The sequence below is a fragment of the Arthrobacter sp. 05N425 genome (assembly GCF_056397125.1).
Genome location: NZ_JBFTMU010000004.1, coordinates 270,220 through 284,502 on the forward strand (window position 1 = coordinate 270,220; position 14,283 = coordinate 284,502).

14 protein-coding genes and 2 tRNA genes are annotated in these 14,283 nt (G+C 66.4%); 5 read left to right on the forward strand and 11 right to left on the reverse strand.

Annotation, left to right across the window (positions count from 1 at the left end; all coding sequences use genetic code 11):
- Window positions 1-2 precede the first annotated feature (2 nt).
- Complete coding sequence (gene pknB, locus AC1DGE_RS08925) at window positions 3-1,988, forward strand: Stk1 family PASTA domain-containing Ser/Thr kinase (protein ID WP_441419118.1); 1,986 nt, start codon at window positions 3-5, stop codon at window positions 1,986-1,988.
- Between the two features lie 13 nt (window positions 1,989-2,001).
- Here pknB and AC1DGE_RS08930 read toward each other — a convergent pair whose 3' ends face one another.
- The 3 genes from AC1DGE_RS08930 to AC1DGE_RS08940 are packed head-to-tail and all read right to left on the reverse strand — an operon-like array spanning window position 2,002 to window position 3,629.
- A complete protein-coding gene (locus AC1DGE_RS08930) occupies window positions 2,002-2,643 on the reverse strand; it encodes an anthranilate synthase component II (protein WP_476917299.1) in 642 nt (213 codons plus the stop codon).
- Window positions 2,640-2,810, reverse strand: a complete 171-nt coding sequence (locus tag AC1DGE_RS08935) for a hypothetical protein (protein WP_476909589.1) — start codon at window positions 2,808-2,810, stop codon at window positions 2,640-2,642. The genes AC1DGE_RS08930 and AC1DGE_RS08935 overlap by 4 nt, the downstream gene beginning before the upstream one ends.
- A gap of 3 nt (window positions 2,811-2,813) precedes the next feature.
- A complete protein-coding gene (locus tag AC1DGE_RS08940) occupies window positions 2,814-3,629 on the reverse strand; it encodes a class E sortase (RefSeq protein WP_476917321.1) in 816 nt (271 codons plus the stop codon).
- A 180-nt stretch (window positions 3,630-3,809) separates the two neighbouring features.
- Here AC1DGE_RS08940 and AC1DGE_RS08945 point away from each other — a divergent pair, with 180 nt between their 5' ends.
- Together AC1DGE_RS08945 and AC1DGE_RS08950 are read left to right on the forward strand one after the other, a co-directional pair.
- Complete coding sequence (locus tag AC1DGE_RS08945) at window positions 3,810-4,064, forward strand: cell division protein CrgA (RefSeq protein WP_441419121.1); 255 nt, start codon at window positions 3,810-3,812, stop codon at window positions 4,062-4,064.
- A 129-nt stretch (window positions 4,065-4,193) separates the two neighbouring features.
- Window positions 4,194-4,799: a DNA-3-methyladenine glycosylase I gene (locus AC1DGE_RS08950; RefSeq protein WP_476917300.1), complete on the forward strand. Its 606-nt coding sequence runs from the start codon at window positions 4,194-4,196 to the stop codon at window positions 4,797-4,799.
- 1,003 nt (window positions 4,800-5,802) lie between these two features.
- On the opposite strand, the gene AC1DGE_RS08955 is transcribed toward AC1DGE_RS08950, so the two are convergent.
- Window positions 5,803-6,696, reverse strand: a complete 894-nt coding sequence (locus tag AC1DGE_RS08955; protein WP_476917301.1) for a rhomboid family intramembrane serine protease — start codon at window positions 6,694-6,696, stop codon at window positions 5,803-5,805.
- A gap of 8 nt (window positions 6,697-6,704) precedes the next feature.
- Window positions 6,705-7,250 (reverse strand): peptidylprolyl isomerase, encoded by a 546-nt coding sequence (locus AC1DGE_RS08960; RefSeq protein WP_441419124.1) that lies wholly within the window; start codon window positions 7,248-7,250, stop codon window positions 6,705-6,707.
- Window positions 7,251-7,404: 154 nt separating this feature from the next.
- On the opposite strand from AC1DGE_RS08960, the gene AC1DGE_RS08965 reads away from it, so the two are divergent.
- Together AC1DGE_RS08965 and AC1DGE_RS08970 are read left to right on the forward strand one after the other, a co-directional pair.
- The gene (locus tag AC1DGE_RS08965; RefSeq protein ID WP_476917302.1) at window positions 7,405-8,343 is read left to right on the forward strand and encodes a hypothetical protein; all 939 of its coding nucleotides are present in this window, start codon (window positions 7,405-7,407) and stop codon (window positions 8,341-8,343) included.
- Between the two features lie 155 nt (window positions 8,344-8,498).
- Window positions 8,499-9,374 carry a glycosyltransferase family 2 protein gene (locus AC1DGE_RS08970; RefSeq protein WP_441419126.1) on the forward strand — a complete coding sequence of 292 codons (876 nt, stop codon included), beginning with the start codon at window positions 8,499-8,501 and terminating at the stop codon, window positions 9,372-9,374.
- Window positions 9,375-9,416: 42 nt separating this feature from the next.
- Here the strand turns inward: AC1DGE_RS08970 and AC1DGE_RS08975 are convergent, their stop codons facing one another.
- From AC1DGE_RS08975 to gyrA, 6 genes are all read right to left on the reverse strand, one after another.
- Window positions 9,417-10,331 (reverse strand): DMT family transporter, encoded by a 915-nt coding sequence (locus tag AC1DGE_RS08975; RefSeq protein WP_441419127.1) that lies wholly within the window; start codon window positions 10,329-10,331, stop codon window positions 9,417-9,419.
- Window positions 10,332-10,451: 120 nt separating this feature from the next.
- Window positions 10,452-10,527, reverse strand: a tRNA-Ala gene (locus tag AC1DGE_RS08980).
- Between the two features lie 71 nt (window positions 10,528-10,598).
- Window positions 10,599-10,742, reverse strand: a complete 144-nt coding sequence (locus tag AC1DGE_RS08985) for a DLW-39 family protein (RefSeq protein WP_476917303.1) — start codon at window positions 10,740-10,742, stop codon at window positions 10,599-10,601.
- Between the two features lie 32 nt (window positions 10,743-10,774).
- Window positions 10,775-10,848 (reverse strand) — tRNA-Ile (locus AC1DGE_RS08990).
- 98 nt (window positions 10,849-10,946) lie between these two features.
- Window positions 10,947-11,573: a DUF3566 domain-containing protein gene (locus AC1DGE_RS08995; RefSeq protein ID WP_476917304.1), complete on the reverse strand. Its 627-nt coding sequence runs from the start codon at window positions 11,571-11,573 to the stop codon at window positions 10,947-10,949.
- Window positions 11,570-14,278 (reverse strand): DNA gyrase subunit A, encoded by a 2,709-nt coding sequence (gene gyrA, locus AC1DGE_RS09000; protein ID WP_476917305.1) that lies wholly within the window; start codon window positions 14,276-14,278, stop codon window positions 11,570-11,572. Before gyrA ends, AC1DGE_RS08995 begins: the two co-directional genes overlap by 4 nt.
- Window positions 14,279-14,283: the final 5 nt, after the last annotated feature.

The window sequence follows — 14,283 nt, forward strand, 5'->3', positions numbered from 1 at the left end:
CCGTGTCCACTTCACCCCGCACTCCATCGCACCGGGAGGACAGCAGCCCGGCGTCGGCCCAGCGCGTCCTCAGCGGGCGCTATGAGCTGGGTGAGCTGATTGGCCGCGGCGGGATGGCGGACGTGTTCCGCGGGATTGATACCCGGCTGGGACGAACCGTGGCCATCAAGCTGCTCCGCCCGGACCTGGCGCGGGACCCGCAGTTCCAGGCCCGGTTCAAGCGTGAGGCCCAGGCCGTCGCGGCGCTGAACCACCCTTCCATCGTCGCCGTCTTCGACACCGGGGACCATGCCGTCCCCGGTGGCCACGACGACACCGTGCGGGTGCCGTACATCGTGATGGAGTACGTCTCGGGCAAGACCATCCGCGACCTGATCAGGGCCAAGGAAGTCACGATCGACCAGGCCATAGACTTCTCGCTGGGGGTTTTGGCGGCCCTCGATTACAGCCACAAGGCCGGGATCGTGCACCGCGACATCAAACCGGCCAACGTCATGTTCTGCCCGGATTCGAACAGCGTGAAGGTGATGGACTTCGGGATTGCCCGCGCCATGGCCGACTCCTCTGCGACCATGACGCAGACGCAGGCCGTGGTGGGAACGGCCCAGTACCTCTCTCCCGAACAGGCACGCGGCGAAACAGTCGACGCGCGCAGCGACCTGTACTCGGCCGGTTGCCTGCTCTACGAGATGCTGACCGGACGCCCGCCGTTCGTCGGCGACAGCCCGGTCTCGGTCGCTTACCAGCATGTGCGTGAGATTCCGGAACCGGCCAGCAGCCTGAACCCTGAAGTTTCCGCGGCGCTGGACAGCGTGCTGGCCAAGGCCCTGCAAAAGAACCGGGCCGACCGGTTCCAGGACGCGGCTGCATTCCGGCGCGCGCTCCGGGCGGCCCGCAGCGGCGTCGCCGTGGCGGCCCTGCCGGCCAGTGAGGCGCCGACAGACCCGAACAACACGGTCGCGGGCACGGAGCAGGCGCCGCCCACGGCCGCCTTCGCCTTGACTGGGGCCAAGTTCCTCGATGACGTCCCTTCCGGCCGCATCACGCCGCAACAGACCGCCGCGGAGGACGAGGCACTCGCCCAGTCCGGCTCGGCTCCGCACGGTCACCCCGACACCGACAGTCTCGAGCTGAGCCTTCCGGCCGAACGCGAACCCACCCCCCGGCAAAAGTCCCGCCGCCGGATGTGGACGGCGACGCTGCTGATCTTCACGCTGCTGGTATTGGCCGGAGGCGGTCTGTGGCTCTACAACATGGTCAACCAGCGGCCTGCGCCCATAGCCAAGGTGGACGTCCCCGCGGTGACGTCGCTGACCGAATCCGAGGCGCTGCAAAGGCTCTACAACGCCGGGCTCAAGCCCCAGTTGAAGCGCATCCAGCACGAGACCGTCCCCAAGGGCATCGCCGTCGGCACCGTGCCCACGGCCGGGAGCTCGCTGGAAAGCAATTCCGAGATCACCCTCAATATCTCCGAGGGCCCCAGTGTGATCACCATCCCCGCGGACCTGCCGGGCCGGACCGAGGCGGATGCCCGGGACGAGCTGCGCCGGATAGGGCTGACCGGTGCCCCGAAAACCACCCTGGACAACAGCCCCAATGTGCCGGCGGGCATCGTCATCACGACCAACCCGGCGCCGGCGCAGACCGTGGCCGTGGACAGCACGGTGGAACTCATCGTGTCCACCGGCAAGGTTGCGGTGCCGCAGCTCATCGGCCTTCCGAAGGCGGAGGCGCAGGCTGCACTGAAGAAAGTCGGGCTCCTCGCCATCATCAAGGAAGTCGAAAACACGCAGGTCCAGCCGGGCAAGGTGACGGCGCAAAGCGACGCCGCGCAGGCCGCCGTCGAGCAGGGCAAGGCGATTACCGTAACCGTGGCCAAGGCCCCGCCGCCTCCGCCCCCGCCGACGCCTACCCCTTCGCCCACACCTTCGCCGACCCAGACGGACGTCACGGAAGGCGTCGGCAAGCTGCTGGGGCCCGGCGCCTAGCAGCGCGCCGGGTTCAGTGCTGGATGAGCGGGCTCAGGGCCGCGGCCCGCGCCGCGGCCCCCGCCATGCCCAGTGACTCAAGCCAGTTCCCGAGCATCAGGTAGCCGCCCTCGGTGAGCACCGACTCGGGGTGGAACTGGACGCCGCAGAGCGGTGCCGTGCGGTGCTGCAGTCCCATCACGACGCCGGTGGCCGTCTCAGCGGTGACCTCCAGGATCTCCGGGATGCTTTCCCGCACGGCGGCGAGGGAGTGATACCGCGTCGCCGTGAACGGCGACGGCAGGCCGCTGAAAACGCTGGTCCCGTGGTGTTCGACGAGCGAGGTCTTGCCGTGCATCAGTTCGGGGGCGTGCGTAACGCGCCCGCCGTAGGCCTCCGCCAGCGCCTGGTGTCCGAGGCAGACGCCCAGCATGGGCTTGTTGTGGCTGCCGCACCACTTGATCAGCTCGATGCAGACACCTGCGTCGGCCGGCGCACCGGGTCCGGGCGAGACCAGGACGCCGTCGCGGGCTTCGGCCATCTCGATCGCCTCGGCAAGCGTCACGTCGTCGTTGCGGACCACGGTTGTCTCCGCGCCGAGCTCCTGGAGGTAGCCGACCAGGGTGTAGACAAAGCTGTCGTAGTTGTCTACGACCAGGATTTTGGTTGTGCTCATGGGTGCCTTGCTAAGCCAATCGTCGAATCAGTGAACGGGCTGAATTGCGCCATCCAGGGAAATAGGAACTGAACCATCAATACCAGCACGCCGGCCAGCAACACCAGCGATGTGACGATACGCAGCCATAGCGGTCCGGGAAGCCTGCGGAAGATCCATCCGTACATCGTCTAACCCTCCCCGAGGGTGCGGGCCACCTGGGCTGCTATTTCGGCCGGTGGCCCCGCGGAAGCGGGCTGCCAGCGCTCCAGCAGGGAATAGGCGATGATCCGCTCCTGCGAACCGAAGCGCGGGTTGCAGCTGGTCATGGTGAGGTAGCTTTCCGTCGGTTTGGCCGAGGGCTGCGCCGGGACAGGCAGCAGGACGTCCGTGGCGGAAGGCAGAACGATCTCGCTGTTGCGGAACCGGTAGACGTAGTAGCCCTCCCGGGTCTGCACGTAGATCCTGTCGCCCGGGACCAAGGAGTCGATATTGTCCAGGACAGCTCCATGGGTCTGCCGGTGCCCCGCCAGCGCAAAGTTTCCCGCCGCGCCGGGCATCGCGGTGCCGTCGTAGTGTCCGAGCCCCAGCGAGTCCAGTACCTCGGGCGTGGTTCCCTGCACGACGGGCCGCGTGTACCCGGCGCCGAAGCGCGGCACGTAAACGACGCCGATCGTAGTGCCGGCTGCCGGCTCGGAAGCGACAGGGGCTGGACCCGGGCCGGCGGAGGCAGGGCCGGCCGAACCGTCCACGCCGGTGCTCGCGCCACTGGGCCGGGGGGTGCCCGGTCCGTTTAGCTCCCGCGCGAAATCCTTGACGACCTCGCGTTGCCGGGCATCGGCGTCGAGGTTGGTCCACCAAAGCTGCCAGGCGACAAACAACAGCAGGACCACCCCTGCCGTCAGGAGCAACTCCCCGGCAACTTGAAGGGCGCGGGACACCGCGCTCCGCGGAACTTCGCCGCCGCCCCGCGCAGGCGCGGCCAGAAATTCCGCCTTCTCCTGCAGCACCGTGGCCTCTCCTCTGGGCGTTCGCAGCGGGCGGAGTGTGGCCTTAACTACAGCTAGAATTGGCTGCGATTAGGATTTCAAACTCCACCAAGAGCGCGTTGACCGCCGGCTGTTCCTTTTCTTGCAGGATATCAAGCCGAGGCACCCGCTCCTCATCCAGCCCGCCAAGGAGGACCCGTGCCCGAGTCGAAGCCGCGAAAGAGGACTGCCAGCGTCGCGCAGCAGACTTCTGCGACGCAGGCCTATAAGCCCAACCCCGTCTGGTTCAAGCCGGTGATGTTCGGCCTGATGATCATCGGACTGCTGTGGATCATCACCTTCTACATCAGCGAAGGCACCCTCCCGGTCAGGGAGTGGGCGTCGTGGAACATCGTCGCCGGATTCGGCATCGCCATCGTCGGCTTCCTGATGACCACGCGTTGGCGTTCCTGAACCCCGCATTCCCCTTCGCAGCAGGCCGGCACACAGAGTGTGCCGGCCTGCTGCGTTAAGCCCGCGCCGTTAGCGTCGGCTGGTCGGGCGATAATGCTGGAAGGCAAACTCTCCAGCAAAGGATTCCAGATGACCCCCGACGTCAGTGGCTGCATCATCGGCGACGATGGATTGGCCCGGCCGGCCTGGGCAGCCACAGACCCGCTCCTGCGCGACTACTACGACAGCGAGTGGGGGCTCCCGGTCCGGGACGAACAGGGGCTCTACGAACGGATCAGCCTCGAGGCGTTCCAGGCCGGCCTGTCCTGGGCGACGATCCTCCGCAAGCGCCCCGCCTTCCGCGCCGCGTTCGCCGACTTCCACCCTGAGACAGTGGCCGCCTTTACCGAGGACGACGTCGAGCGCCTGCTGCAGGACGCCGGCATTGTCCGCAACCGGCTCAAGATCCGGGCAACGATCACCAATGCCCAGGCCACTGTGGACCTCAGGGACGACGGGGGGTTGGTGGACTTCGTCTGGGGCTTCCAGCCTGACAACTCCCCGGAGCCGACGGCCCTGGCAGAGATCCCCACGAGCTCCCCGGAGTCGGTCGCGTTGTCCAAGGCCCTGCGCAAGCGCGGCTTCGTGTTTGTCGGCCCCACCACGATGTACGCCCTGATGGAGGCCATCGGGATGGTCGACACCCATCTGCTCGACAGCCACCGGCGCGGCACCTCGGGCGTCTGGCTCCGCTAGTCGCAGCCCACCGGGTCCACAGCTGTGCACAAGCAGCCCAAAGTTATCCACAGCCTGTTGATAGCCCGGGCGGATCGCGGCCCGGGGAAAACGGTCCGCGTTGGCCCGCCCGCGCACCCAAATCAGGGGATAGAGACCCGGTCCCTCCGCTGAATCACAGACCTGTAAGTTATTAACACTGTGGACGGTCTGTGGATAACCGCAGTTGGAGCCGAGGTGGCCGCCTTCGACCCTTTGCCTGGCCGGTTGCGCCGTCGCCCAGCTCTCCACTCTGTGCACCGGGTTGCATCGGGTGTGCCTTGGGATACTTGTCCACTTAATAACAGGCCGCTACCCACAACTTATCCACAGCTGGGGATAAGTGGCCGCTGGCCGCTGGCCGGCGGCCCCGGAAAAGCCCGGAATGGCGCGTTTTCCACGGCGATACTCAGAGGATCAAGTTATTAACAATGTGAACAACCCTGTGAATAACGGCCTATAAATCAGATAAATAGGATCCCTCCCGCGATCGCAGTCGCTTAGGCTGCCCTGGCGTGCAGGGCTGGGAGGGCCTGGAAGGGTGATTCCGGCCCTGGCGGCTGACGGCGGCGGCAGCGGCTGGAGCAGGGGCTGGCCGGGGGGAGACGGGTCCGCCTGGGCTGACGGTTGTGGCGGGTCCGCGCGGAGAGTCCCCGGGCGCGCTGCGTCCGGCCGGAGGTTGTCCACTTAACCACAGGCGGTCCCCAGCAAGTTATCCACAGGTGTGGAGAGTGGCGGGTGAGCTGCGCGGGATTTGCCAGCTGTGGCGGTCGGAGCCGGCATCGTCGGTTGAACTACAGGCATGTAAGTTACCAACAATGTGGATAACCCCTGTGGAAAAGTTTCACGCCGGAGATGGCGCGTAACATACGGGGGCAGGGCCTACGGAAAAGCGCGGCAGTTTTGGACCGGCGCATCCCGGACCCGGGGCGCCTCCGTCCGGAACCGTAGCGGAAACCCACAGCCCTAGCGCAGGGCGGGTCGCCTAGGCCGGCAGCGAGGTGGCCGCGGCGTGCAGGGCGGTGGCTGCGACGAGCAGGCACAGCACCACGGCAAGTCCGGCGGCCTGAAGGAGCCCTTGGCGACGGCCCCGCGGAACGTAGGCGATCACCGCGGCGCTCAGCGCTCCAGTGATGAGGCCGCCAAGGTGGGCCTGCCAGGCGATCTGGGGGATGACAAAGCCAATGACGCCGTTGATGGCGATCAGGACCCATAGTTGCCTGGTGTCGCCGCCGCGGTGGCGCTGGACCACCAGCATGGCGCCGAAAAGGCCGAAGATGGCGCCGGAGGCACCGACAACGCCGGTGAGGGCCTGGCCCGGTGCGTAGGCCGGTGTCAGCAGCAGATAGCCTGCGGATCCGCCAACGGCTGACAAGAGATAGAGCGCCAGGAAGCGGACACGCCCGAGGAGGGGTTCCAGCGCCTGGCCGAACATCCACAGCATGTACATGTTGAGCACGATGTGGAGGATGAAGCCTTGCGAGTGAAGGAAGGCCGAGGTCAGCATCCGCCAAGGTTCGAAGGCGCCGTAGGCGGGGTTGGCGTAGACCGTGGCGAAGGCGAAGTTCTGGTAGATCCCGTCGTTGGGAACTATCCACTGCAGCACGTAGACGAGGACGCAGGCTGCGATGATCCCTAAGGTGGCCAGCGGCTTCCCCAGGGCGGCGGCGCCGCCGTAGACCGAGCGGGCCGTCGGCGTCGTACGTTTGGTTTCGTTGACACAGTCAACACACTGGAATCCGACGGCGGCCGCCCGCTGGCAGTCGGGGCACGCAGGGCGCCCGCACCGCTGGCACCGCACGTAGGCGGGCCGGTCCGGGTGCCGGGGGCACACCGGGATCTGCGCGGACGGCTCTGCCGCCGGAATTCCGTAGCTCATGGCGTGGGCTAGAGCTGTTCTACGTCAATGCTGTTGATGACGACGTCCTCGACCGGGCGGTCGCCCATGCCCGTGCGGACACCTTCGATGGCGTCGACGACCTTCTTGGACTCATCGTCCGCGACCTCGCCGAAGATGCTGTGCTTGCCCTGCAGCCAGCCGGTCGGGATGGTGGTGATGAAGAACTGGGATCCGTTCGTGCCGCGGCCCATCTGGATGCCCGCGTTGGCCATGGCCAGCTTGTAGGGCTCGTTGAAGGTCAGCTCCGGGTGGATTTCGTCGTCGAACTTGTAGCCCGGCCCGCCGACGCCACGGCCCAGCGGGTCGCCGGCCTGGATCATGAAGTCCTTGATGATGCGGTGGAAGATGGTGCCGTTGTAGAGCGGCGTGCCGGTCTTGTCCTCACCGGTTTCCGGGTGGGTCCAGGCCTGCTCACCGGTGGCCAGGCCGACGAAGTTCTTGACGGTCTTGGGCGCGTGGTTACCGAAGAGGTTGACGACGATGTCGCCCAGGCTCGTGTGAATGGTTGCTTTTGCGGTTGCGATGGCAGTCATGGCCCTATTCTTCCACGGCAGGGGTTCGCGCACAGGGCCGCAGAGTCAGTTCCGCGCTGGGTGAAATCCAGCCGAAATCGGGCCTGAGAATAGCCGGTGGGGTCCCGGACACGTAGGCTAACTGCAGAACCGTCACATTAATCGGGAGGTAGTTGTGAAGAAAACGGATCGTATTGCCCGTGAGCTGGAGCAGTCAGTCAGCACCGCAGTAGAAAACGCCAAGGACTGGGCAGGCCCGCGGGTCGAAGCAGCAGTCGACTGGGCTGTTCCGCGTCTGCAGCAGGGCCTGGACACCGCTTCTCCCAAGATCCAGGAGGGCCTCAAGTCGGCGGCCCACAACCTGGCCGACGGCGTCGCCACTGTGACCCCCCGCATTCAGGACGGGCTGGCCCAGTTGGCGCCGAAGATCCACGATGCCGTCGAAAGCGCCACCCCCCGGCTGCACGATGCCCTGGACAAGGCCACCCCGGTGATCGCCAACGCCCGTGACCGCGTCGTCGTCGAATACCTGCCCAAGCTTTCGGACCAGATCGGCCACGCCTCCGACGCCGTGCACCGCACCCTGGAAGGCGCACCGGCGCACGTGGACGCTGTGGCACAGCGGCTGGTTGACTCCGGTGTTGTCCACAACATCCAGGGGCAGGCGCAGTCCGCCGGCCAGCAGATCAAGGCCGCCGCCGCCGAAGCCAGCCGTGCCGTCACCGGTGAGCTTGGCAAGCCGCAGAAGCCCAAGCACCGCGGCTTCCTTATCTTCGGCGTCATCGCCGCGGCCGTGGCCGCCGGCGTCGCCGCCTGGAAGGCATCCAAGCCGATCGAGGACCCGTGGAAGACGCCGGCCCCGGTCACGCCCGTGACTCCGGCCCCGGTTCCGGCCACTACGGTCAGCGACGTCAAGGAGACCGTGAAGGAAAGCGTCAGCGACGCCGCCGACGCGACGGTTGCCGCAGCCGACAAGGCGGCCGAGGCTTCGGCGGATGCCGCTGACGCCGCTGCAGCCAAGTCGGGGGATTCCTCCGCGAAGGTTGCGACCGACGCCAAGACCGCGGTTCGCAATATCGCAGCGAGCCTGAACGGCGACGACAAGAGCAAGTAGCTCCTGGGCTGCCGGTGAACCAGCCGGCAGCCTGAGGACTGCACTTCAAGGAGGGGTTCCGCCGCCGGCGGGGTCCCTCCTTTTGGTTTGCCTTTAGCGGCCCGGGATGCCCGTCAACAGGCCGCAAGAACGGTGCAGGTGCTAAATTTGGGGGGATGTCACCCGATGAACCCTCTGTGGATGCCCCACACGATGCTGAGCAGCCCCCGGCTGTCTCCATCGTTATTCCGGCGTACAACGAGGAAAGCGTCATCCGGCAGTGCCTGATTGCCGCCGTCTACCAGTCCGTCCCGGCGCACGAGATCATCGTGGTGGACAACATGTCTAAGGACCGCACCGCGGAGATCGTCCGCCAGATGCAGCTGGAGTACCCGGAGAGCCCGATCATCCTTCTCAGCCAGGACACAGACCAGGGCCTCATCCCGACCCGGAACTTCGGCCTGGACCACGCCAGCGGGGATGTCCTGGGCAGGATCGACGCCGACTCGGTGCTGGAACCGGACTGGGTGGAACAGGTCCAGCAGGCCTTCGCGGACGCGTCAGTGCATGCCGCCACCGGGCCCGTTGTCTACTACGACATGCCAATGCGACGCTTCGGCCTTAAGGCCGACGACAAGATGCGCCAGCTCATGCTCAAGCTGGCCAAACACCAGTACCACTTCCTGTTCGGCTCCAACATGGCCCTGCGCCGTTCCGCGTGGGAGACCATTCGGCTGGAGACCTGCCGCGATGAGAAGGATGAGATGCATGAGGACATCGATCTCTCCCTTCACCTTGCCGACCACGAGCTGCGGATCCAGTACTGGCCGCAGATGGTGTCCGGGATGTCAGCGCGCCGGCTCGAGGATTCGCCCCGCGACTACCGTTACTACGTCACACGCTTCGACCGCACCTACAAGGCGCACAACGTCAAGAAAATGGCTCTGAAAGCGCCCATGGTGGTCTTCTTCTCGGTGTACTTCCCGGCGAAGCTGCTGCGCGCCATCCACACCGTCAACACCGCCCAGCCGGCCCGCCGCGGCGGCCAGTAAGGCCCCTAAGGCCCGCCGGCGCACCCGCGGCCGCCGCCGTCGTCAGTCCGTCCCCAGCTCCGCCAGCCGGGCGGCAGCACGCCGCACCGCGCGGGAGCGTCGCTGGCCCATCACGACGACGGCGAGTCCCACCAGGATCATGCCCAGGCCGGCATAGGTTCCGGCCGGCAGCGTCTCGCCCAGGAAGGCCGCCGCCAGCAGCGCCGCCCCCGGGATCTCCAGCAGGATGATCATTGAAACCAGCAACGGGCTCATCGTGGCGAGCAGGTGGTTGAACGCCGTGTGGCCCACCAGCTGCGCGCAGACAGTGATGGCCAGGATGCCCAACCAGCCGGTCGCGTCGAAGCCCGCGAGCGGCTGCCCGGTGGCCAGGGCCAGCACCGCCACGACGGCGGCACACATGCCGTAGCAAAGCGTGGTGTAGACGCCGGTGCCCATGGTCTGGCGGGCCTTGCCGCCGGCCAGCGTGTAGATGCCCGCCAGCACGCCCCCGGCAACGGCGAGAAGATCCCCAACCAGGGCCTGCGGCGAGCTGCCCATGTCGAAGCCGGTGATGGCCACAACACCGCCGAAAGCGAGGCCGAGACCGGCGAGGACCTGCCAGCGGTGCCGGACCCCGCGGAAGAGCTGGAACACGGCGATCCAGCCCGACTGCAGGCAGACCAGGGCGGTCGCTGCCGCCACCGACGTGAGCTGCAGGGACGTGATGAAGCAGGCGAAGTGCAGTGCCAGTGCCACCGCGGCCGCCAGCGACCAGCGGAACTCGCTGCCCGTGACCCGGCCGAACTGGCGGGGCTGGCGAACCAGCACGGGCCCGGCCATCACGGCCGCTCCGATGGCGTTGCGCCAGAAAGCGATTGCGAGGGCGCTGACGGACGTGGCGCCCAGGGTGGCGGCGATCAACGGGCCGGAGGAGGCGACACCCAGCACGCCGAGGGCGGCGAGGAAGAAGTTCACGCTCCAACAGTAGTGTGCCGGCGGGGGCGTCCAGGTTCCGCGCCGGCCCGTTACGGGAAGCCTCGAGGGCTTAACGCAAAAGGTCCCGGCCAGCGTTTCCGCTGGCCGGGACCTTTCTTATGGTGGAGGCACGGGGACTCGAACCCCGAACCCCCTGCTTGCAAAGCAGGTGCGCTACCAATTGCGCCATGCCCCCATAAGAAGCAACCCGTCAATCATACCCCGCTGCCGGAGAGCCGTTGCCAGCTTTCCTGCCGGGGTTCCGGGCTAATCAACCGTGTCGGTCGACTCGCTCCAGACTGCCTTCCGGGCTTCGGATTCCTGCACCTTCCTGTAGAGCAGGACGCCTGCGATCGTGGCTGCAACAACCAGCAACTTCTTCACATGCACCCCGTTCCGGTCCCGTTTCACGTGGACCTTTACAGGAACCAGTACAGGTTCCGTGGGCGTACCAGGACTTGAACCTGGGACCTCTTCGTTATCAGCGAAGCGCTCTAACCGCCTGAGCTATACGCCCCGATGCCTCATCGGGCCGAGATATGACTTTACAGCACATCCCGGCCCGATCTCAAATCGAGGCATTTCCCCGGAGAATATCCGGGAAAACTACGGGTTCTAGTCGTCCGTAAGGGTGACGCCGATGCCGCCCACGAGGGTGGCGGCGATGTTGTACAGCACCGCCGAAAGCATCGACAGGGCCGTCAGCAGCACCACGTTGATCACCGCGATGATCACCGCGAAGGAGGCAACCTGGCCGAGGGACGCGACCTTCTTCAGTTCGAAGCCGCCGCTTTCGGAGCCGGCCAGGGTTCCGAGGAGCCCGTCCACCTGGTCGAAAATGCCGGTCAGGTCCAGGACGGTCCAGAGCACGATCGCGGCGACGACGGTCACGATGCCGAGCGCCACCGAGAGCAGGAAAGCCATCTTGAGCACGGACCAGGGGTCGACCTTGCTGATCAGCAGGCGCGCGCGGCGGACTTTCGCCTTCGGCGCCGGCTTAACCAGTCCCGGAGTTCCCTGGGCAGGGCGCTGGCCGGAGGCTTCCGGGCGCTGTCCACCTGCTGCGGGACGCTGGCCCGGAGCGGCCGGCCGCTGTCCTGGGACAGCGGGACGCTGGCCGGGGACGGCGCCGGCCGGTCGCTGCTGCGGACGCGACGGGGCGTTCACCCGCGGGGCGGCAGCCGGCTGCCGCATCCCGCCGGGGCCGCTGCTCGACTTGGGATATGAGTCGGAATTGCTCACGCGTTACCTCCGGTATTGTCTTCGTCCAGCTCGGCATGGCCTGATGACTCATCTGACTCCGGGGCCGGTACTGATTCTGTCTCTGCGGACCCCTCGTGTGATCCGGTCTCTCCAGCCAACGTTACGTCATCCTGCTCCGTAGCCCGACTTTCATCCCCGCTTTCGAGGGCTGTTTCGTCGGTCTCGAGGCCGCGTTCGCTGTTGCGGGCCACCGCGATGATGCGGTCGTTCTTGTCCGGTTTGGCAAAGATCACGCCCATGGTGTCGCGGCCCTTTGCGGGGACCCCGGTCACGGAGGAGCGGACCACCTTGCCGCCTTCCATGACCACCAGGACTTCGTCTTCCTCGTTGACGATCAGGGCACCGACGAGGTGTCCGCGTTCTTCCTGGTACTTGCCGACCTTGATACCGAGTCCACCGCGGCCCTGGAGACGGTATTCCTCCACCGCGGTCCGCTTGGCGAAGCCGCCTTCGGTGACGATGAAGACGAACGATCCGTCCTGTACGACGTCGGCCGCCAGCAGTTCGTCGTCCTCGCGGAACTTCATTCCGGTGACGCCGGACGTTGCCCGGCCCATCGGGCGCAGTGCCTCATCCGTGGCCGTGAAGCGGATCGACTGGCCCTTGCGGGAGACCAGCATCAGGTCATCCGTTTCGGACACCAGCTGTGCCGAGACCAGCTCATCGCCGTCGCGCAGGTTGATGGCGATCACGCCGGCGGAGCGGTTGGTGTCGTAGTCCTCCAGCCGCGTCTTCTTGACCAGGCCGCGCTTGGTGGCGAGCACCAGGTACGGGGCGTGCTGGTAGTCGCGCAGGTCCAGCACCTGGGCGATGTGCTCGTCCGGCTGGAAGGCCAACAGGTTGGCCACGTGCTGGCCCTTGGCGTCGCGGGCCGCTTCCACCAGTTCGTACGCCTTGGCACGGTACACACGGCCCAGGTTCGTGAAGAACAGCAGCCAGTGGTGCGTAGTGGTGACGAAGAAGTGCTCCACGACGTCGTCGCCGCGCAGCTGGGCGCCCTTGATGCCTTTGCCGCCGCGCTGCTGCGACCGGTAGTTGTCGCTGCGGGTGCGCTTGACGTAGCCGCCCCGGGTGATCGTGACGACCATTTCCTCTTCGGGGATCAGATCCTCGATCGACATGTCGCCGTCGTAACCCATCAGGACCTTGGTCTTGCGGTCGTCGCCGTGCTTGGCCACAATTTCGGCCAGCTCGGTGCTGATGATCTCCCGCTGGCGCTCCTCGGAGGCAAGGATCGAGTTGTATTCGGCGATCAGGGCCTCGAGTTCCGAGTGGCGGTCCTGGATCTTCTGCCGCTCCAGGGCGGCAAGCCGGCGCAGCTGCATGTCCAGGATGGCCCGGGCCTGCAGTTCGTCGATGTCCAGCAGTTCCATCAGGCCGTCGCGGGCCGCTTCGGTGGTGGTGGAGGCCCGGATCAGGGCGATGACCTCGTCCAGAGCGTCCAGCGCTTTGAGGAGGGCGCGCAGGATGTGCGCTTCCTCCTCCGCCTTGCGCAGGCGGTACCGGGTGCGCCGGGCGATGACGTCCATCTGGTGCGTGACCCAGTGCCGGATAAACGCGTCGAGGCTGAGCGTGCGCGGAACCCCGTCGACGATTGCAAGCATGTTCGCCGCGAAGTTGTCCTGCAGCTGGGTGTGCTTGTAGAGGTTGTTCAGCACCACCTTGGCGACGGCGTCGCGCTTGAGCACAATGACGAGGCGCTGGCCGGTGCGGCCCGAGGTCTCGTCGCGGAGGTCGGCGATGCCGGAAATCTTGCCGTCCTTGACGAGTTCGGCAATCTTGATCGCCAGGTTGTCCGGGTTGGCTTGGTACGGCAGCTCGGTGACCACGAGGCAGGTGCGGCCCTGGAGTTCCTCGACGTTGACGACGGCGCGCATGGTGATGGAGCCGCGGCCGGTCCGGTAAGCGTCCTCGATGCCCTTGTGGCCCAGGATCGTGGCGCCGGTCGGGAAGTCGGGACCCTTGATCCGCTGGATCAGTTCTTCGAGCAGCTCTTCGCGGCTGGCGGTCGGGTTGGCCAGGTACCACTGGACGCCGTCCGCAACCTCACGGAGGTTGTGCGGCGGAATGTTGGTGGCCATGCCGACGGCGATGCCGGACGAACCGTTAACCAGCAGGTTCGGAAAACGCGCCGGCAGAATGGTCGGCTCCTGGTTCTTGCCGTCGTAGTTGTCCTGGAAATCAACGGTTTCCTCATCAATGTCCCGGACCATTTCCATGGCCAGCGGTGCCATCTTGGTTTCGGTGTACCGGGGAGCCGCGGCGCCGTCGTTGCCGGGCGAACCGAAGTTGCCCTGGCCGAGTGCCAGCGGGTAGCGCATGGTCCAGTCCTGGATCAGGCGGACCAGGGCGTCGTAGATCGCGGTGTCGCCGTGCGGGTGGTACTGGCCCATGACCTCGCCGACCACGCGGGCACACTTGTTGAAGGACCGGTCGGGGCGGTAGCCGCCGTCGAACATCGCGTACAGCACGCGGCGGTGGACGGGCTTGAGTCCGTCGCGGACGTCCGGCAGCGCTCGTCCGACGATGACGGCCATGGCGTAGTCGAGGTAGGAGCGCTGCATTTCGGTCTGCAGGTCAACCTGTTCGATGCGGTCGGTCAGCACATCGGTGTCAAGAACGGTGCCTTCGAGCACGGGTTCCGCACCGGATGCGGCTGGAACCTCGGGTGTTTCGTCACTCATAGTCT

What these genes read in the sequence shown, in the direction of transcription:
- AC1DGE_RS08950 (WP_476917300.1), top strand. Translation starts at nt 4,194, where the DNA reads ATGACCCCCGACGTCAGTGGCTGCATCATCGGCGACGATGGATTGGCC.
- AC1DGE_RS08960 (WP_441419124.1), bottom strand. Translation starts at nt 7,250, where the DNA reads ATGACTGCCATCGCAACCGCAAAAGCAACCATTCACACGAGCCTGGGC.
- gyrA (WP_476917305.1), bottom strand. Translation starts at nt 14,278, where the DNA reads ATGAGTGACGAAACACCCGAGGTTCCAGCCGCATCCGGTGCGGAACCC.
- AC1DGE_RS08955 (WP_476917301.1), bottom strand. Translation starts at nt 6,696, where the DNA reads ATGAGCTACGGAATTCCGGCGGCAGAGCCGTCCGCGCAGATCCCGGTG.
- AC1DGE_RS08970 (WP_441419126.1), top strand. Translation starts at nt 8,499, where the DNA reads ATGTCACCCGATGAACCCTCTGTGGATGCCCCACACGATGCTGAGCAG.
- AC1DGE_RS08935 (WP_476909589.1), bottom strand. Translation starts at nt 2,810, where the DNA reads ATGTACGGATGGATCTTCCGCAGGCTTCCCGGACCGCTATGGCTGCGT.
- AC1DGE_RS08930 (WP_476917299.1), bottom strand. Translation starts at nt 2,643, where the DNA reads ATGAGCACAACCAAAATCCTGGTCGTAGACAACTACGACAGCTTTGTC.